Source organism: Thalassobacillus sp. C254 (assembly GCF_001310615.1).
Window position 1 is genome coordinate 1 of sequence record NZ_BAXQ01000011.1, and the last position, 18,170, is coordinate 18,170.

Below are 18,170 nucleotides of genomic sequence, written 5' to 3' on the forward strand. Positions count from 1 at the left end.
AAACCCTGCTTATCTAATGCAAATTGAAACGCTTCCTCCATAAGTACTTTTTTGAGCCTTTTCATAAGAATCCTCTTCCATCCACAAATCTTCATGAAGGGCGTCAAAGTCATTGCATAGCGGTCCCTTTCCTTCAAATGGCCCGCCAACGACTCCTGTTGAAATGATTGCCGGTTTGCTTTCAAATACCCATGACTGGCGGCCAGCTAACATTACAATCCCCCCACTGTATAAGAATGGTTCTAATGAGAGCGATAAAAAAGGCAGCGACACTTCCAAATACAATTACCGAACCGGCCAGTTTAAACATGTTGCCGCCGACTCCCAGGACATATCCTTCCGTCCTATGCTCGATGGCCGCACTTGCCATGGCATTGGCAAACCCAGTAACAGGAACCGCTGTCCCGGCTCCAGCATATTGAGCAAAGCGATCGTATACACCAAATCCAGTCAACAAAATTGATAGTATAATTAACACTGCAACAGTAGGATTGCCCGCCGTCCGCTCATTAAAATCAAAAAAATGAAGAAAAAAAGTTTGAATCCCTTGTCCTACAAAGCAAATAAGGCCTCCAACCCAAAAAGCACGAATGCAGTTCTGCACAACGGGCCGCTCAGGCTCTCTTCCTTTCGCCAGTGTTTGATATTCCTGCTGGGCTGGTGTAAGATTTTTCTTTTTTCATTAGCCACCTTATTATCCCCCTTGTTATCCCTTCATGTACTCTTCCACTTTACCTAATCGTTTATTGATATCACTTTTGGTAAGCTGGCGCTGGTGGACCTCTCTTTCTAATTTCTCAAGCTCCATAAAGGCTTTCTGGTCTGTGGACAAATAAATCGTCATACCAGGCCAGCGCTTGGTGAGCTTCCTGTGACCGGCTTCTCTAATCTCTTTCAGACGTAAACGGGCACTGTGCTTCACTTGCGGTGCAATATAAAGCTCTTTTTCAAAGCTTACGGCTGTAACCTCTGTCACTTCTTCCATGGCCCGAATTATGGCTTTGGCTTCCTCGGCCCTTGCCTGGAGCGGTGCCGCAGCGTTTTTAACAGGCTCTGGCGGTGACACTTCAGTATGTCCGGATATTTCAGGAGGCTGCTGGCAGCCAGCAGTCATAAAAACAATGGAAGCGATAAGCAGCAGTACACATGTTAGGTGTTTCAATTTCATTGACCTGCACCTCCAACCTTCTACATTTCTCCTTTTAGTATGAAAAATTCAGTTCCATTTATGTATTTCTTATTTGGAGGATGTTGTAAATCAACTGATGGGCTGTTCTTTTTGGTCTGAAGAACAGCGTTTCGATTACATCTGCCACTCTGTGTCCATTCATCGATTAAAACTCTTGAGTAAATCCTGTATTTTTTGGCAAATGAGGGAAATAGTATAAAAAAACACTTTGGAAGTTGATGGAATATGAATACAAATTATGGATTTTTAACCGTTGAACTTCTCATAGGCTTCTTTGCTCTTTTAGTGGTTACAAAGCTTTTAGGTAAAACTCAAATTACCCAACTTACTCCCTTTGATTTTATTTCTGCTTTGGTTTTAGGTGAACTTGTTGGAAATGCAATTTATGATAAAGAGATTCATGTGACATACGTTCTCTATGCCATCTTTGTCTGGACGGTTCTCATTTCAACAATTGAAAAAATCACTCAGAAATTCAAACGGTCCAGAAATGTTTTAGAAGGGAAACCTACGATTGTAATTAGAAACGGACAATTAGATTATCAAGCGTTACAGAGCAATAAGTTAGACTTAAACCAACTGCAGCACCTTCTCCGGGATAAGGATATTTTTAGCTTGAAAGATGTACAGTATGCTATTTTAGAGGCGAATGGGTCGGTTAGCGTTATGAAAGCAGATCGTGCTGCCACGCCAACAAAAGAAGATTTAAATATACCTAAAACCTCTTCTTATCTTCCTATGAGTGTCATTCTAGATGGGGAGTGGGTGGAAGATAACCTCAAAGAAATAAACTGGACTAAGGACCAGATTTTGAATGAATTAAACAAAGCCGGCATACCTAACATCAGAAGAGTGTTATATGCTGAATGGGACGGGTCCCTGCCTTTGCACATACAAAAATATGAGTAAAAAGCTCACTCGCACTGGATGGCTCTTCGGATGGTCTTAACATGCCCATGCCCTGTCTTTCTCAGAAGTCTTTTAGAAAAGAAATGGTTTGGAGGGAACAATCTGACCAGGAGTCAGCGAAGAAGAAGAAGAGAGTAATATGTTTTAAATTTTTTTACCCCACGCTACAAGAAGAAAAAACATAAAAAACCCAGCTTTTAGAGAAAGCCTGGGTAATTGACACATTGTATTCTATTGCTGTGAATATTGAGGTTCTTCCTGTTCCACCTGCTTCATTCTCATATCTAAACTGTCCACGATATTCTGAGTTTGCTGCGCAAGGTTTTGATATGTTTGCTTTGCTTGTTGATTTTCAGTTTGTAAAGCAAAGGTCTCCAAACTCGCTTGTGCACTTTTGAGACCTGCTAATGTTTGTTTAATTTGTGTTCCAACGGTCATTCCTATCTCACTCCTTTATCGTATTCCTTATTTAATATGGAATAATTCAAGTACAATATGCGCGTCATACTTTTCCATTAAATAACCCGCCTTCCAACGAAGACGGGTTATTTATACCTAGTGGAATGGGGAAAACAACGAGCTATCCGTGGAGACGTGCTAAAAGGGCTCCCACTGGAGACGACGGGCTTTTTCGAACCTGTCAGACACATCATCCCAATCAATGACATGCCAGAAATTATCCACGTACTTCCCTTTTTCTGTTTTGTATTGTAAGTAATAGGCATGCTCCCAGACATCCAGTACTAAAAGAGGGATAACGTCCCACTGTGATAAATAATGATGCTTCTCAGCCTGGAGAATTTCAAGTCTTCTGGCTCGTGGCGCCCACACTAAGATAGCCACCCAACACCCTGGACCTTTTTTGCAGCTTCACTAAAATGCTCTTTAAATCCTTCGAAACTGCCAAAGTCTCTATCAATGAAATCTCTGAGCTCACCACCAGGTTCTCCTCCGCCAGCAGGCTCATATTATTCCAGAAAATGGTGTGTAAATAGTGGCCGGCGCCATTAAAGGCAGCTTCTCTTTCCCAATATCTCAACAGTTCAAAATCTCCCGTTTCTCTTGCCCTTTGCATTTCTTCTTCTGCTTTATTTAGTCCATCAACATAAGATTGGTGATGTTCACTATGATGAAGTCTCATAATTTCTTCAGAGATCACTGGCTCTAACGCATCGTAGGAATAAGGCAAAGGAGGAAGGCGGTGTTCTCCAGGGGGCACGTAATCCTGAGTCTCCCCTCTGCTTTCCGTCGTTACACTTGCTCCGCTCTGAAATTGTTCATATGCTTTTGCTGTTCTTCCTACCTGCTCTATGAAATAATCGAGCTTTTCCTTATCTTCTTCCATTGATTCCGGCCATGATTCTTTTAAGCGATAAAGTTCCGTTTCCATAGGCGCTTCTTCCTGCTCGTCACTTTGCACATCTACTCTTGAATGGTATATATATTCTTCCAAATCATCCATCCACTCTTTTACACGATAAAGATACTCATTCCATTCTTCCCGCTGGGACAAGAGCCTCACTCCTTTCTCTATTTTAAAACTTATGGAGTGAGGAGTTGTCCCATTCTCTTAAATTGACACCTCCCATTTTATGGGAGGTGCCTGGCACCTTGGAACGCTGTAACATAAATAAGAGCCCACGCCTGATCCACAGGAACTACTATTACAAGCAAAGTTGGTGCCTGGCACCAGGACAGGATGGCCTATTCCTTGATTGTATCTTCAAAGCTTTCAAAGAAGAGGTCTGCTTCTTCCTCACTTTCTTCTTTTCCCTCAGGCAACGGAGGAAGCTCTTCTAAAGAGGAAAGTTCAAAAACATCAAGAAAACGCTGGGTCGTTTGATACAAAATAGCCCTTCCTGTACTCTGCGCTCTTCCAGCTTCCTGAACCAGTCCTTTGCTAATCAGGGTCTGCATCGGCTTCTCCGATTTCACTCCCCGGATTTCTTCTATCTCCACCCTTGTGATGGGCTGTTGATATGCTATGATAGCCAATGTTTCAAGAGAAGCTTGTGACAGACTGCCTTTTCTTGACTGGTCAATCAGTTTTTTAAAATACGGAGCATGTTCTTTTCTCGTCATCATATAAAATCTGTCGCCAAATTCCTTGATTTGCAGGCCACGTTCTTCATTTTCATAGTTGCTTGAAAGGAGAAGGAGCGCTTCTTTCACTTCCCCGGCATCTCCGTCTAACGCTTTTACCGCATCCGGAACAGCTAGGCCTTCATCCCCGCATACAAATAAGAGTCCTTCGAGCACCGACAGCATATCCTTGTTACTCATCTTGTATCTCCCCCTCTCTGCTGATAATAATGATGTCCTCAAAATTATCCATCTGCATGCAGGAGATGGAATGAGCTTTCATTAATTCCAAAACCGCCAAAAAAGTTACAACCATATGAGATTTATCAGGGGAATCAAATAGTTTTGAAAAAGTTGTAGGTTCTTTTTGTCTTGATAACAATGTCCGAATTTCGTCCATCCTTTGAGTTAAAGGAATTTCTTCGGAACGAATCTTCGTCTGACGAGGCTTTTTGTACCGGACACGTTCTTTTAACTTCTGAAAAGCTTGAATCATATCATATAAAGAAAGGTGTTTCGTATCAATTTCTTTATCTTCCTCTAAAGTCTGGCTATTATCTATCGTGCTCGGGGGCTTTGAAAATGTAAGATTTCTTTGTTCCTCACGATTTTTTAAAGTGCCCGCCGCTTCTTTAAATCGCTTATATTCCAGCAGCTGGCTCATTAATTCTTCCCTGGGGTCTTCCTCCCAATCCTCAGTCAGTTCTTCGTCTATCATTTCTTCCTGCTTTGGTAGGAGCATTTGACTCTTGATAGCAAGCAGCGTTGCAGCCATCACTAGATATTCGCTGGCAACATCCAATTCCAGCTCCTGCATCGTCTGCACGTACAAGAGATACTGCTCGGTTATTTCTGAAACAGGAATGTTATAAATGTCAACTTCTGCCTGCTGTATCAAATGTAACAAGAGGTCAAGGGGACCTTCAAAAGCATCAATCTTTACGTTGTATGAGTTCACGTCTTATCACCTGATTTTTAAAATGGTTCTGTTAAAAAAGGACTGTTAATTTTTCACAATTCATGGCATTGTAGATAAAAGAGCGACTCCTTCGGGAATGCATGAGCCTCACGAGCCCGCAGGGGGGTCCAGAGGAATCAGAGACCACATGCCCGAGGAACGAGAATGAAGGGATGTATAAATCGGTGTCTGCTTGTCCCTATAAGTGTTATCAAGCGTCTTTGACGAGCAAGATGGAACAAGATTAAAAAATAATTGGTAAAAAATATATTTTTCCGGCAAAACACCGCGTGTTTTTACTTGAAACTGTTGAAATTATAACATAACACCTTTCTTAACAAAGGCAATCAGCTATTGAAGCTGGATTAAATGTGTTATAATAATTGCCATGCTAAACTTATCGGTTTTCTTTGTAAGAAAGGAGTTTCTGCTGTCTATGTATCCAAACGCATATATCGAATACCTGGTATACTTTCATGGGCCCAGAGACTTCTTTGAATGTCACGAGGTTCTTGAAGAGCACTGGAAGAAAGATAATAAAGAAGAAAGAAAACCCCACTGGGTGGGTTTAATACAAGTGGCCGTTTCCTTATACCACCAAAGAAGGAATAATTTCTCTGGTGCCATTCGTATGATGACAAGCGCCATAAACATTTTAAGTAAAGAAGCGGAGAATTTAAAGCTCCTTGGTTTACAATATGAGGAGTTACTACAAAGACTTGAACAGAGGCTAACGGATATGTATGAATATAAGGACTATGAGGAATTTAACCTCCCAATCGCTGATTTGGATCTCCTTGCCTATTGCAAGCAAAAATCCTTGGAAATCGGCACTCTCTGGGGATCCGACAGCGACTTCGAAAATGGTATGATTATTCATAAACACACTCTCCGTGACCGTTCCGAAGTGATTGAGGAACGCCTTAAACAACAATATGTCAAAGAAAAGGAACGGAAGGCGTAACTTACGCCTTCCGTTTTTTTATGCTTATTATATTATGCTTATTATTTACAATCCTGCAAACTTCTAATTCACTTCTTGATTCACTTCTTTTTCACAGCAGCTCAAAAAACCTGATGTTTCTTCAGAACCTACCATTTCACAGCCTAAGCGTTGCGAAAGAACAGACACCATTTTCCGGCCAATTCCTTCATCCCGAAACGAAGGGTTTACACAAAGATGCTTGAGTTCAGGTGTTCCATCTTCATGCATATAAATTCCGATTACACCTACAAGGTCATCGTTTTCTTTCCAAAGATACAACTGCCTGTTTTCCTCTTCTTCATAAAGACGAATGGTTTCCTGCAGTTTCTTGACTTCCTTTTCTTCAGGCATAAAAGAAAGAAGACCCATAGCTATCTTTTTATACGAAGATTTGTACTTGATGAACATTTTCATCCCTCATTGCTCATGTTGATCTTATACCTTAATATGCTGTTCCTTCTTCCTCAATTATACCTGTGTAAAACCAAAAGAAAAGGTTCAAACGACATATTTTACCACTTACAGGCAAGGAAATTTGACTCACATTAAGAATGTTTGTCCTTTTATGTTATACTGCTTATCCATTTACGCTATCATTATTTTACTCTTCTTTTAAGCTTTTATCAAGGTTGGCCATTTCAATTGCTGTCACAGCTGCTTCTGCCCCTTTATTTCCTGCTTTCGTCCCGGCACGCTCAATCGCCTGCTCAATTGTGTCCGTGGTAAGGACACCAAATATTACAGGAATCCCGGTTTGAAGAGAAAGAGAACCTACTCCCTTTGCAGCTTCACCGCACACATAGTCAAAATGAGGAGTAGAACCGCGAATCACAGTTCCAAGTGTAATGATGGCGTCATATTTCCCTGTTTCAGCCATCTTTTTTGCTGCAAAAGGAATTTCAAATGCACCTGGTACCCAGGCAATATCAATATTTTCTTCATTTACGCCATGGCGTTTAAGCGTATTCTCTGCTCCGCTTAATAATTTACTCGTAATAAATTCATTGAACCTTCCAACTACAATACCAATTTTCTGGCCCGTGCCACTAGTTCACCTTCATAAATGTTTCCCATGTCAATTTCCCCTTTCATTGCTAAAGATGCAGCATATGTCCTAATTTAGAATGTTTGGTGCGTAGATAAGTTTCATTATCTTTGTTATATGGTAATTCTAACGGCACTCGCTCTACAACTTCAAGTCCGTACCCTTTAAGTCCTGTTATTTTCCTGGGGTTATTAGTCAGCAGCTTCATTTTGGAAATTCCAAGATCTCTTAAAACCTGTGCTCCTATGCCATAATCACGAAGATCCGGACCGAATCCCAGCTTTTCATTTGCTTCAACGGTATCGTAGCCTTCTTCCTGAAGCTTATAGGCTTTCATTTTGTTAATTAAGCCTATTCCCCGTCCTTCCTGTCTCATATATAACAAGACACCTTTTCCTGCTTTTTCTATCTGCTGCAAGGCAGCATTCAGCTGTGGTCCGCAATCACAGCGGTGGGAACCAAATACATCTCCTGTTAAACACTCGGAATGCACCCGAACAAGAACGGGCTCGTCCGGAGCAAACTGGCCCTTAACGAGGGCAATGCTTTCTTTTTCATCTACAATTGATGTGTAGCCTACCGCTCTAAAATCTCCATAGTCTGTAGGAAGTTTTATTTCAGTTTCTCTTCTGATTAATTTATCTTTTTTATGGCGGTATTGAATCAGGTCTTTAATGGTTATCATTTTAATTTCATGCTGGTCTGCAATTTTCCTCAAATCAGGGACCGCGCCATTGACCCGTCATCTTTAATAATTTCGCAAATAACCCCTGCAGGCTCAGCTCCAGAGAGCCTGGCTAAATCCACAGCAGCTTCTGTATGCCCTGCTCTGCGTAACACACCGCCATTTTTGGCCACAAGAGGAAATATATGTCCAGGCTTTTTAAAATCATGTGGCTTGGTGTCTTTAGCGATTAAAGCCCGGATCGTATCAGCTCGTTCATGGGCAGAGATTCCTGTTGCATTTGTTTTGTGGTCAATACTCACAGTAAAAGCAGTTCCGTGTGGATCAGTGTTATGGTCTACCATTGTCTGCAAATCAAGCTCTTTTGCACGATCCACACAAATTGGAGCGCAAACCAGGCCTCTTCCATGAGTAATCATAAAATTAATTGTTTCAGGAGTAACTTTTTCTGCTAAAGCCACAAAATCTCCTTCGTTTTCACGATCCTCATCATCACAAACAATAACTACCTTTCCTTGCATTAATTCATAAATCGCTTCCTCTATCGGATCAAACATTTTTTCAGTCATGGTCTTTCACTCTCCTGCCCATTCTATTTAAAGCCGTTTTCCTCTAGAAAGATTCACTAATATTTCCTGTTTTCGGTGATTGAAGCTTTGTTTCCACCAGCCGGTCAACATATTTTGCAAGCATATCACACTCGATATTTACCGGATCACCAGCAGACTTCTCCCCTAGTATTGTTTCCGAAAGAGTATGGGGAATGATGGAAAGTGTCAGCTCCTGCTGATCTATTCCAAACACGGTAAGGCTTATTCCATCAATGCACACTGACCCTTTATTCATGATATACGGTGTTAGATGAGCTGGTACCTTAATGGTAAAGTACACGGCATTATCTAACGGCTTCTTTGCAAGCACCTCGCCTGTTCCGTCAACATGGCCGGAAACAAAGTGGCCTCCAAATCTGCCGCCTGCTGCCATAGCTCTTTCCAGGTTTACTTTTGAACCGGATTTTAATGTCCTTAGACTCGTAGCTCTGACTGTTTCCGGCATAACATCAACAGTAAAATGGCTGTCATCAAACGAAGTAACTGTTAAACAAACTCCGTTCACCGCGATACTGTCACCAAGACCGACATCCGTTAATATTTCTCTTGCTTCGATACTCATGACGATCGCCTCGCCGCTTTGATGTAATGACCTTATCGTTCCCTTTTCTTCAATAATACCTGTAAACATCTTAAAAAGCCTCCTTTGGCCGGGCGGTTATTTTGAGGTCGTCTCCTGCTTTTTCGACTGATATGATATCAAGAGCGATGGCTTCATTAATATTTGCTATCCCTGCTCCTCCTACAGCCGTAGGAGCATCTTTGCCGCCAATCAGCTTAGGTGCCATATACATAATCACTTCCTGGAACGCCCTTTCTTCCACAAAGGACCCGGCAACTGTCGCGCCTCCTTCAACATAAAGGGATTGAATATTTCTTTCTCCTAAAACGTTCAGCATCTCCTGAAGGCTGATAGAAGAATGACTCATTTTAATGACTTCAGCACCTAATGATTTATACTGTTTCATTTTTTGTTCATCGTTATCGCTTCCACAAATGATCCATACGGGAGCAAGTCCGTCATGAAGCATTTTCGCCTGCAGGGGGGTTCGTAAATTTGTATCGAGAATCACTCTTATCGGGTGGACGCCTCCTGAAGGAAGCCTTGTCGTTAAGGAAGGGTTATCCTTTTTCACTGTTTCAACCCCTGCCAGGATGGCATCATGAGTATGCCGTGAATGATGAACATCCTCCCTCGCTTCTTTTTCAGTAATCCATTGACTTTCCCCGGTAACTGTAGCCGTCTTTCCGTCTAATGAAGTGGCCGACTTTAAGGTGACATAGGGAGTTTTCGCCTTCATAAAATGAAAAAATTTCCGGTTCAGCCAGTCTGCTCTTTCTTTCTCCACGTCAAGGACAACCTCTACCCCCGCCTCCTTTAATTTCTGTATGCCCTTTCCTGCAACTTGAGGGTTAGGATCGGACGTTGCTATGACAGCGCGTTTAATTCCTTTATTAATAATTGTATCCGCGCAGGGGGGGGTTTTACCGTAATGACTGCAAGGTTCGAGGGTTACATAAATATCTGCTCCCGCTGCTTCTTCTCCAGCCATTGCTAAAGCATGCACCTCGGCGTGCTCTGTCCCTGCTTTTAAATGAGCCCCCATTCCAAGAATACGCCCTTCTTTCACGACGATAGCGCCTACTACCGGGTTTGGGGAAGTTTGTCCTTCTGTTTTTTCCGCTAAGTCCAATGCTAGTTTCATATAGGATTGATCATTTATCATGGATGGCTCCCCCTTCTATCAAGCTTCCTTCTGCGGTCAATTGGTCTTTGCTTTTCTAGAAGGCCCTCACTCTTTCACCGCTTATACAAAATAAAAACCCCCTGAAGAAAAGGTTTCTTCAGGGAACGTAAGTAATATACACGTGTTCAAATAAGCCTCTTTCCCGGAAGGTATAAGCCTGAAATAGACAGACTTCCCCCTGGGATATTCGGCTTGATAAAAAACAAGCAAAATAAGTGCAAAGAGGTGAACACGGTTTTTCCTTCTCCCATCCAGACTTTACTGTCGGCTCTGGAGTTTCACCAGATCCACCGTATCTTCAATGAAAACACGGGTCACGGACTGAAAAACGAATATCGCTTTATCACCGCCGGTTGGGAATTTCACCCGACCCCGAAGGCAAACCGCATGGCTTGATATATTCAATTTTTAATTAGTATACCATATTATCCGGCCAAACTAGCAACAATGAAGACTTATTCATAGAAATCTTTCTCCAGCGCCCATTTCTGTCAGTTCGTTTTAGATATTGGAAACTTAAACATTGCTGTACAAAAACGTCCCGATATTACGCCTAACCAGTTCTATTGAAAAGTAAGAAGTAGGGGACGGAGTAATCTTCCCCGGTTAGCTAAAGTCCTGCCAGCTGCATAGAAGTGAATACGAATGTCGGTGAGAGGAAAAAACAGGTGAAAAACTAAATAGGATTTGCATTACTGGCGGTGAACTTGAGAAAGTACACCGCCCGTAAGCCCGATCAACCCATTTCTGATCAATAAAAAGGTGCCAGCTATCGAAAATCGATAACTGACACCTTTTATTCCTTTTTAGAGACTGTTTTATCCCAGTCTCTTATAGACAACCAAAAAGTTTATGCAATGAAGCCTTTAAGACTGTGCTTATTCTTCCCACACCTTAACTTCCTTCATTACATCTCCACCTTGAATACGGTCTACGGTTTCAAGTCCATCTGTTACCTTGCCAAAAACAGTGTGGACGCCATCCAGGTGAGGCTGGCGATCAAACAGGATAAAGAACTGGCTTCCGCCCGTATCTTTTCCAGCGTGGGCCATTGAAAGGTATCCTCTCTCATGCTTATGAGGGTTGCCTTCTGTCTCACATTTGATTGTATATCCAGGACCGCCTGCCCCAGTTCCTTGAGGACAACCGCCTTGAGCTACAAAGCCAGGAATTACACGGTGAAATGTCAGACCGTTATAAAACCCTTCATTTGCAAGTTTTTCAAAATTAGCTACCGTACCAGGAGCATCTTCTTCAAAGAATTCTAAATGGATTGTCTCACCGTTTTCAAAAGAAATTGTACCTTTTTTCATTTCTTCACCTCATTGTATGTAGTGGCCCTTTCAAAGAAGGGCACTGTTTATTATTATACTCGTTCCGGGGCATATAAAGGAAGGTCGTTACGAATTAAATCATCATATGTTTCGCCTTTTACAACCAGATGAGTCTTTCCTTCTTCTGCAAATACAACAGAAGGACGGGGGATTCTGTTGTAGTTATTAGCCATTGAATACCCATAAGCCCCCGTACAAAAGACAGCTAAAATATCACCGTGTTTTACTTCCGGGAGCGGGAGGTCCCAAATAAGCATATCTCCGCTTTCACAGGCTTTACCTGCAATTGAAACCTTATCTGCGGCTTTCTCGTTTGCTCTGTTCGCAAGAATTCCTTCATACTCTGCCTGATAAAGAGCCGGACGAATATTATCTGTCATTCCACCGTCAATAGAAACATATCTACGTACATTTGGAATATCTTTTGTAGAACCAATTGTATAAAGGGTGGTTCCTGCATCTCCTGCGATAGAACGTCCTGGTTCAATCCAAATCTCAGGAACATCCATTCCAGAAGCCTTCGCTTCTTTTTTTACAGCCTTAATTACATCCTTTACATACTCTTCCGGAGGCAGAGGGTCATCTCCTTCAACATAACGTATGCCAAAGCCCCCGCCGACATTTAATACGTCAGGTATAGTCAAACTTCTCCTGCCACTTTCTAATACTCTCGTACAGCTTCTCAACTGCCATTGTAAAACCAGTTGTATCAAAAATTTGGGAGCCAATATGGCAATGAAAGCCGAGGAGCTCTATTTCTGGCTGAGAAAGAATGGTTTCCATTGCTTTTTCAACCTGCCCGCTCGCAAGGTCAAAACCAAACTTCGAATCCTCCTGGCCAGTTGAAATGTAATCATGAGTATGAGCTTCTACTCCAGGAGTGGTCCTGAGAAGCACCTTCACAGTTTTCCCTTGACTCTTCGCTTCTTCTTTAATTAAGTCAAGCTCATAAAAGTTATCAGCAACAATACAGCCTATATTTAACTCTATGGACATACGGATTTCCTCAGCGCTTTTATTGTTACCGTGGAAATGGACACGCTCCATCGGGAATCCCGCTTGTTTAGCTGTGTACAATTCTCCTCCTGATACCACATCAAGCTCATGCCTAGTTCTTCAACCAGCTGTATCATTGCCAGGCAGCTGAATGCTTTGCTGGCATACGCCACTTGATAGGACACACCTTCTTCTATAAAAGCCTTTTGAAAGCCCTCAGTCCGTTTACGAATTAATGCTGTATCGTATACAAATACAGGGGTCCCATATTTTTTGGCTATAGCGACAGTATCTACTCCACCAATTTCCAGATGGCCCTTTTCATTTATCTTGCTCGTTCCATGTAAATACATGAGCGTTCTCTCTCCTTACCCCTTAAATCAATGTGTCCATTTTATCATCATTTATACATTAGCAAAAGAAAAAGAGTCCACTTCCCTGAAATTGTATTTTTGCCCTATGCCAGTAGCTAAACCTTACTATATAATGTAACGTTAAATCATGTTCAGCAAAAAGCCAATAAAAAAAGCAGCAACATAGCTGCTCGAGGTTGTTGAGAAATTTTTGTTTTTTATCATAGTGATAGAGTTCTAAAAGTCGGCACTATACTCGTTTAAACCTACATAGCAAACGAGGGTCGCGGGCATGGAGTGAGTTTATTTTAAAGTACTAATTACACTGGGTTTATCTTAAGCAAAAAAGGGCTGTTGAGACGCTTTTCTCAACAGCCTGGCTCTTTTTTTATGATTGCTTGATGGGATCCTGAGGGTCAACAATCTTTGGTCTGAATCGAAGAGTTGGTACAGTAGTACGTACAATAATCTGCCAGAATTCCTTGGGTGCAAACGGCAAAAACGGCCAAAGATAAGGTTTATTCAAGGAACGAATGGCACATACCAACAAGAAAATGATCGTGGTACCAATAATGAAGCCTGGCCCTTCAAACAAAAAGACGAGAACAATGAGAACAAGTCTGGAAATCTTTAACGCAACACCCAGCTCATAGCTTGGTGTGGCAAAGAGACCTACCGCCCCTGCGGCAATATATAAGATAACTTCTGCGGTAAACAACCCGACCTCAATGGCAATTTCCCCAATTAAAAGTGCTGCGACTAACCCAAGAGCCGTTGCCAAAGGAGAAGGAGTATGGATGGCAGCCATCCTCAGAAGTTCTATACCAAATTCAGCGATTAGAATTTGAGCAAAAATAGGAACATTTTGATCTCCATTTGTCGGGACCTATATAATCAAGCATTTCAGGCAGCATTTCCGGAGACAACACCATTAGCAGCCAAAGTGGAACTAGAAAGACTCCAGCAAGAATTCCGAGGAAACGAACCCAACGAAAGAACGTCCCAATGGCCGGGGCCTGCCGGTATTCTTCTGCATGCTGGACATGGTGAAACATTGTCGTTGGTGTGATGATTACGCTAGGGGAAGCATCCACAATGACAACAACATGCCCTTCTAAAAGGTGAGTAGCTGCCACGTCAGGCCTTTCCGTATAACGAACAAGCGGAAAAGGGTTGTTTCCCTGTTTAACGATATACTCTTCCACTACTTTGTCAGCCATAGAAAGACCGTCAATATTAATGGATTCCAGTTCTTTTCTCACGATCTCCACCAAGGCAGGGTCAGCAATCCCATCTATATAGGATAGACAGACGTCGGTTTGCGATCTCGTTCCTATCCGAAGCATTTCATTGCGAAGGTTTGGATCCCTTATCCTTCTTCTTGTAAGGGCCGTGTTTTCTACGATGTTTTCTGTATATCCGTCTCTTGCTCCACGCACGACCTTCTCTGTGTCTGGCTCTTCAGGGCCTCGTCCTGGATAGTTTCTTACATCTACTATGAAGGCTTCGGCTTTACCTTCCATTAAAATAACAGCAAGACCGGAGAGGAGCTCTGTGATACAATCCTCAAAGGTATCTTTATACTCTACTTGAACATGGGTAAGATGGTTTTCTATTGCTTTTTGAACATCGTGAACTTCCCTGCCACGTGATTCAAGCAGCATAAGCTCTCGTAAAATCTCAATTACGTATTGATCATTTGAAAGTCCATTTACGTAATAAATTTGAATTTCTTTCCCAAGTATGTTCAGCTTTCGAATTCCTACATCGTAACTTGTCCCGATTCCCAGGCGTTCTGTTAGTAATTTTTCATTTTTATGAAGTTGTGGAAAGAGAGACTGTTTTTCTTCTACTTGTTGCGACAATTCCAACCACTCCGTTCGATAAGGATTTCAATAGCTTTTCTTGTTATCGGCGAGCCTTTTTCAGGGTCATCCCACCCTCCCATTTTGCCTATATCCCCTACGCCGATGACAGGAACTCCCAGGTCATCAATACAATACACTGTATCTCCTTTGAGCCGGCCAATTTCAAGGTCCTCTATCCCTTCTTTATCCACTCCATAAGAAGTAAGGTTCCCAAACTTGTCTATTGATACATCAACATTGGTCCAGTCAAATTGTTTCGAGGTGGATGCCACAGCTATGACACCTAATACATCAACTGTATTGCCTCTGTTAAGGCTATCATCTTCTCTTCTCCCCGCCCTATCCTTGCTGCCCGGCATCATCAAACAACAGCAAAACCGGCTCCCCTTCTGCGCTTTTAACCATTTCCTCCAGCTCTGTTGTATTAGGAGGAGAAGGATTACCTCCTGAAGCTGTAAGAAAGGGGAGCTGTAATTCTCCTGCAGCACACTCTACTGCTTTCACGGCAGCAGAATCTCCATCTGTTATAAAAATTACTGGCTTTTTCCTACTCACTAGCTTCTCCCTTTCCTTTCATTTTATTTAATGGTTAACAAAGTAAAGCCAATGAAAGAGTGATCCCGTTATTTTCCCTAACACTAGCGCCATCAGTAAAACTAGGATATTATTCTCCATCCTACTCGTTTTGAGAGAATGGGAAACACGTTGAGCACTTCTGTCAGACCCGCTGCCAGCATACCTACAAACATTCCTGCAGCAAGCCCGACCGGGACTGCTAAAAATGAAGGCAGATGAGCATGAGGCTGATGAAGAGTGAAAACAGATCCGGCAATGGCACCTGTTATCACTGCCCACTCATACAGCTGTACAAGATGATAAGACCGAGTCAGCTGGACTAGACGAGGAATAATTCCAAGCACGGAAATAAAAGCTACAAAACCACTTCCGACAGCCAGCCCCCCTGCTAAACCAACGAGAATTGACAGTAAAGGTTCAATAGTCATCTTTACAGTTTTTCTTTTTCGGACATAATTACGTAGCGGTCCATATCTTGCTGATAATTGAACATTTCCACTTCAAGGGGACTTGGCTCTTCGTTTATTCTCTTACGGAATAAATGATTAAAAAATAAAATCATTCCAAGCCCAAGCCCAAAGGAATAAGGAATTTGCAGAAGCCAGGGTGCCGATACTTCATTTCCTGTAATGATCATAAAAATTTTCTGATGGACTTCCAGCATGCTCACGTCTTCATGAAAATTCATAATGGCAAGTCCTGCTCCAACAAACAGAAGAAACCAAACAAAGGATACAAAAAGAAGAGATGGAGGGCGCTTCCCCCGGTCCACTTCGATAATCGTGTTCACCGGGCCAAGAGACTGAACGTCAAGGTCAGGATGCCGGGTTCGAAGGAGGAAAAGCACGTCCATAATGTCTATCACCACGTGGGTTTTATCTGCTTTGGTTACTTCATAAAGTACGAGATCTCCCATCGCCGTTTTAATCTTTTCCTGACCTTCCAGATAAGCAACATCTTTGACCAGCACTCGTTCGTTCAGCTTCTTTTGGATTCTGCTTTTAAGCTTTATATAAATGATTTCATCCAAAGTTGTTCCTCCTCTCAGGAGATCTTAGTTGTTTTTAGTATGAACGCCTTTTTTTTCCTCATTCTAAAATTGAGGAAATACTTCATCTTACTAAGAAGAAACCTCTAACAAGGACGCCCACTGTTCTTAATAAAAAAATATTAGTTGTTGTTAAAATACAAAAAGCCGGATGGTTTATTCATCCATCCGGCTTTTTATTTTATCCAGTATTTTCTTTTCTAAACGAGAAACCTGAACTTGGGAGATACTAAGTCTTCTTGCCACTTCTGCTTGTGTTTGATCCTTAAAATAACGAAGATACACAATCAGCCTTTCTCTTTCTTCAAGATGGCTTACCGCCTCATGAAGAGCAATCTTATCAAACCATTTCTGTTCATTTTCATCTGAAATCTGATCCATAAGCGTGATAGGATCGCCGTCATTTTCATAGACGGTCTCATGCAGGGAAGAAAGTGACCTTGTCGCTTCATTGGCAAACACTATCTCCTCTGGTGCAATCTCTAAAGCAGCAGCAATTTCATTCACAGTAGGGGTTCGTCCCAATTCCTTCGTCATTTCTTCCTTTTTCTTTCTGATCTTATTATTTAATTCCTTTAAGGAACGACTCACCTTCACCGTGCCGTCATCTCTGATAAATCTTTGAATTTCCCCGATAATCATCGGAACAGCATAAGTGGAAAATTTAACGTCGTAACTTAAATCAAATTTGTCTACAGATTTAATTAAACCAATGCAGCCAATTTGAAAAAGATCATCTGCTTCATACCCTCTGTTCATAAAACGCTGGACGACCGACCAGACAAGACGGGTGTTACTGTTAACAATCAACTCTCTTGCCTCAAAATCACCACTTTGGCTTTTTGCAATCAGTTCCCTCAGCTTGGCATCACTCAACTGTTTATTCTTTTTTACTTCTGTCCCCATGGCGTTGCCCTTAATTACAAAACGCTTTGGTTTTAGATAAATGCTTTTTTAAATAAACAGTGGTCCCCAATCCCGGTTCTGAGGTCACTTCTACTAAGTCCATAAAATTTTCCATGATCGTAAAACCCATTCCTGACCGTTCCATGTCTGGTTTTGTTGTATACAATGGCTCCCTTGCTTTATCAACGTTTCCAATCCCTTGTCCGTCGTCTTTTATCGTAAGTTCCACTGTATCTTCCTCAAGTTTAGCCATAATAATAACCGTGCCTGCAGGGTTTTCACCATAACCATGAATAATTGAGTTCGTGACTGCTTCGGATACTACTGTTTTAATCTCTGTCAACTCTTCCATCGTTGGATCAAGCTGTGTCACAAAAGCTCCTACAGTAACTCTGGCAAAAGATTCGTTTTCACTAACAGCGGAAAACTCAAGTCTCATTTCATTTTTCACTGTTACGCCACCCCCAAAGTTCGTAAAGCATCAAATTCTCCCTCTTCCAAACGCAAAACTTTAAATAGCCCTGACATTTCAAACAGTCTTTTCACAGGAGGGGAAATGTCACATACAACCATTTGGCCCCCTCTATTTATCACTTGTTTATACCTTCCCAAAATGACTCCAATTCCTGAACTGTCCATAAAGGTCAAGTCTTCCAGGTTTAAAAGAATATGCTTTATTTCTTCAGGCTCGTACGCTCGTTCCACCTTATTTCTCACATCATGGCAGTGTGGTGATCTAATTCCCCACTTAAACGGACACAAAGTACGTCTCCTTTTCGTTCTAAATCAATCGAAAGGCTCATCGGCTCTCACTCCCATTTCATTCTTGATAAACACTAGCATCTTTCTGAAACATATATTCTCCTTACACCTTCCT

At 41.9% G+C, this 18,170-nt stretch carries 14 protein-coding genes, 10 pseudogenes and 1 riboswitch; of the genes and pseudogenes, 2 read left to right on the top strand and 22 right to left on the bottom strand.

All coding sequences use genetic code 11. From position 1 onward, the window contains the following. From JCM19033_RS11425 to JCM19033_RS11435, 3 genes and pseudogenes are all read right to left on the bottom strand, one after another. A pseudogene (locus JCM19033_RS11425) lies at positions 1 to 213 on the bottom strand (stage V sporulation protein AD); the annotation flags it as partial. Beyond that, positions 182 to 679, bottom strand: a pseudogene (gene spoVAC, locus JCM19033_RS11430) (stage V sporulation protein AC); the annotation flags it as partial. The pseudogenes JCM19033_RS11425 and spoVAC, both read right to left, overlap by 32 nt. A gap of 27 nt (positions 680 to 706) precedes the next feature. Then, positions 707 to 1,168 (bottom strand): hypothetical protein, encoded by a 462-nt coding sequence (locus JCM19033_RS11435; RefSeq protein WP_054636403.1) that lies wholly within the window; start codon positions 1,166 to 1,168, stop codon positions 707 to 709. A gap of 246 nt (positions 1,169 to 1,414) precedes the next feature. On the opposite strand from JCM19033_RS11435, the gene JCM19033_RS11440 reads away from it, so the two are divergent. Next, complete coding sequence (locus JCM19033_RS11440) at positions 1,415 to 2,098, top strand: DUF421 domain-containing protein (protein ID WP_054636404.1); 684 nt, start codon at positions 1,415 to 1,417, stop codon at positions 2,096 to 2,098. A gap of 231 nt (positions 2,099 to 2,329) precedes the next feature. On the opposite strand, the gene JCM19033_RS11445 is transcribed toward JCM19033_RS11440, so the two are convergent. The 4 genes and pseudogenes from JCM19033_RS11445 to JCM19033_RS11460 all read right to left on the bottom strand — a co-directional run bounded on the left by JCM19033_RS11445 (position 2,330) and on the right by JCM19033_RS11460 (position 5,138). Next, positions 2,330 to 2,536, bottom strand: a complete 207-nt coding sequence (locus JCM19033_RS11445) for a DUF1657 domain-containing protein (protein ID WP_054636405.1) — start codon at positions 2,534 to 2,536, stop codon at positions 2,330 to 2,332. Positions 2,537 to 2,695: 159 nt separating this feature from the next. Then, positions 2,696 to 3,611 (bottom strand): annotated as a pseudogene (locus JCM19033_RS11450) (superoxide dismutase). Between the two features lie 191 nt (positions 3,612 to 3,802). Next, positions 3,803 to 4,381: an SMC-Scp complex subunit ScpB gene (gene scpB, locus JCM19033_RS11455; RefSeq protein WP_054636406.1), complete on the bottom strand. Its 579-nt coding sequence runs from the start codon at positions 4,379 to 4,381 to the stop codon at positions 3,803 to 3,805. Next, positions 4,374 to 5,138 (bottom strand): segregation/condensation protein A, encoded by a 765-nt coding sequence (locus tag JCM19033_RS11460; protein ID WP_054636407.1) that lies wholly within the window; start codon positions 5,136 to 5,138, stop codon positions 4,374 to 4,376. The genes scpB and JCM19033_RS11460 overlap by 8 nt, the downstream gene beginning before the upstream one ends. Before the next feature lie 436 nt (positions 5,139 to 5,574). Between JCM19033_RS11460 and JCM19033_RS11465 the strand changes: the two genes are divergently transcribed. Then, entirely contained in the window at positions 5,575 to 6,102 is a 528-nt protein-coding gene (locus tag JCM19033_RS11465; RefSeq protein ID WP_054636408.1) for a DUF309 domain-containing protein, read from the top strand. A gap of 63 nt (positions 6,103 to 6,165) precedes the next feature. Here the strand turns inward: JCM19033_RS11465 and JCM19033_RS11470 are convergent, their stop codons facing one another. From JCM19033_RS11470 to spoIIAA, 15 genes and pseudogenes are all read right to left on the bottom strand, one after another. After that, positions 6,166 to 6,531, bottom strand: a complete 366-nt coding sequence (locus tag JCM19033_RS11470; protein ID WP_054636409.1) for a GNAT family N-acetyltransferase — start codon at positions 6,529 to 6,531, stop codon at positions 6,166 to 6,168. Positions 6,532 to 6,724: 193 nt separating this feature from the next. Further along, positions 6,725 to 7,197 (bottom strand): annotated as a pseudogene (gene ribE, locus JCM19033_RS11475) (6,7-dimethyl-8-ribityllumazine synthase). Between the two features lie 20 nt (positions 7,198 to 7,217). Then, positions 7,218 to 8,410, bottom strand: a pseudogene (locus tag JCM19033_RS11480) (bifunctional 3,4-dihydroxy-2-butanone-4-phosphate synthase/GTP cyclohydrolase II). A gap of 35 nt (positions 8,411 to 8,445) precedes the next feature. Further along, positions 8,446 to 9,095 (bottom strand): annotated as a pseudogene (ribE, locus tag JCM19033_RS11485) (riboflavin synthase). 1 nt (position 9,096) lies between these two features. Then, a complete protein-coding gene (gene ribD / locus JCM19033_RS11490) occupies positions 9,097 to 10,188 on the bottom strand; it encodes a bifunctional diaminohydroxyphosphoribosylaminopyrimidine deaminase/5-amino-6-(5-phosphoribosylamino)uracil reductase RibD (RefSeq protein ID WP_054636488.1) in 1,092 nt (363 codons plus the stop codon). Between the two features lie 259 nt (positions 10,189 to 10,447). After that, positions 10,448 to 10,596, bottom strand: a riboswitch (FMN riboswitch). Between the two features lie 494 nt (positions 10,597 to 11,090). Continuing rightward, positions 11,091 to 11,525, bottom strand: coding sequence for a peptidylprolyl isomerase (locus JCM19033_RS11495; RefSeq protein ID WP_054636410.1), 435 nt, complete (start codon positions 11,523 to 11,525; stop codon positions 11,091 to 11,093). 53 nt (positions 11,526 to 11,578) lie between these two features. Continuing rightward, a pseudogene (gene lysA, locus JCM19033_RS11500) lies at positions 11,579 to 12,895 on the bottom strand (diaminopimelate decarboxylase). A 388-nt stretch (positions 12,896 to 13,283) separates the two neighbouring features. After that, positions 13,284 to 14,760 (bottom strand): annotated as a pseudogene (locus JCM19033_RS11505) (spore germination protein). After that, positions 14,745 to 15,125 (bottom strand): stage V sporulation protein AE, encoded by a 381-nt coding sequence (locus JCM19033_RS11510; RefSeq protein ID WP_269758153.1) that lies wholly within the window; start codon positions 15,123 to 15,125, stop codon positions 14,745 to 14,747. The pseudogene JCM19033_RS11505 and the gene JCM19033_RS11510 overlap by 16 nt, the downstream one beginning before the upstream one ends. Then, positions 15,103 to 15,318, bottom strand: a complete 216-nt coding sequence (locus JCM19033_RS25730) for a stage V sporulation protein AE (protein WP_269758154.1) — start codon at positions 15,316 to 15,318, stop codon at positions 15,103 to 15,105. Before JCM19033_RS25730 ends, JCM19033_RS11510 begins: the two co-directional genes overlap by 23 nt. Positions 15,319 to 15,345: 27 nt before the next feature. Next, positions 15,346 to 15,767: pseudogene (locus JCM19033_RS11515) on the bottom strand (stage V sporulation protein AB). A 2-nt stretch (positions 15,768 to 15,769) separates the two neighbouring features. Continuing rightward, positions 15,770 to 16,369 (bottom strand): stage V sporulation protein AA, encoded by a 600-nt coding sequence (locus tag JCM19033_RS11520; RefSeq protein WP_054636411.1) that lies wholly within the window; start codon positions 16,367 to 16,369, stop codon positions 15,770 to 15,772. A gap of 174 nt (positions 16,370 to 16,543) precedes the next feature. Then, complete coding sequence (gene sigF / locus JCM19033_RS11525; RefSeq protein ID WP_054636412.1) at positions 16,544 to 17,293, bottom strand: RNA polymerase sporulation sigma factor SigF; 750 nt, start codon at positions 17,291 to 17,293, stop codon at positions 16,544 to 16,546. 10 nt (positions 17,294 to 17,303) lie between these two features. Next, positions 17,304 to 17,744 carry an anti-sigma F factor gene (gene spoIIAB, locus JCM19033_RS11530; RefSeq protein WP_054636413.1) on the bottom strand — a complete coding sequence of 147 codons (441 nt, stop codon included), beginning with the start codon at positions 17,742 to 17,744 and terminating at the stop codon, positions 17,304 to 17,306. A 2-nt stretch (positions 17,745 to 17,746) separates the two neighbouring features. After that, positions 17,747 to 18,096, bottom strand: a pseudogene (gene spoIIAA, locus JCM19033_RS11535) (anti-sigma F factor antagonist). Positions 18,097 to 18,170 lie beyond the last annotated feature (74 nt).

Coding starts and splice junctions, on each gene's coding strand:
- JCM19033_RS11435 (WP_054636403.1), bottom strand. CDS start 1,168: ATGAAATTGAAACACCTAACATGTGTACTGCTGCTTATCGCTTCCATT.
- JCM19033_RS11440 (WP_054636404.1), top strand. CDS start 1,415: ATGAATACAAATTATGGATTTTTAACCGTTGAACTTCTCATAGGCTTC.
- JCM19033_RS11445 (WP_054636405.1), bottom strand. CDS start 2,536: ATGACCGTTGGAACACAAATTAAACAAACATTAGCAGGTCTCAAAAGT.
- scpB (WP_054636406.1), bottom strand. CDS start 4,381: ATGAGTAACAAGGATATGCTGTCGGTGCTCGAAGGACTCTTATTTGTA.
- JCM19033_RS11465 (WP_054636408.1), top strand. CDS start 5,575: ATGTATCCAAACGCATATATCGAATACCTGGTATACTTTCATGGGCCC.
- JCM19033_RS11470 (WP_054636409.1), bottom strand. CDS start 6,531: ATGTTCATCAAGTACAAATCTTCGTATAAAAAGATAGCTATGGGTCTT.
- JCM19033_RS11495 (WP_054636410.1), bottom strand. CDS start 11,525: ATGAAAAAAGGTACAATTTCTTTTGAAAACGGTGAGACAATCCATTTA.
- JCM19033_RS11510 (WP_269758153.1), bottom strand. CDS start 15,125: ATGATGCCGGGCAGCAAGGATAGGGCGGGGAGAAGAGAAGATGATAGC.
- sigF (WP_054636412.1), bottom strand. CDS start 17,293: ATGGGGACAGAAGTAAAAAAGAATAAACAGTTGAGTGATGCCAAGCTG.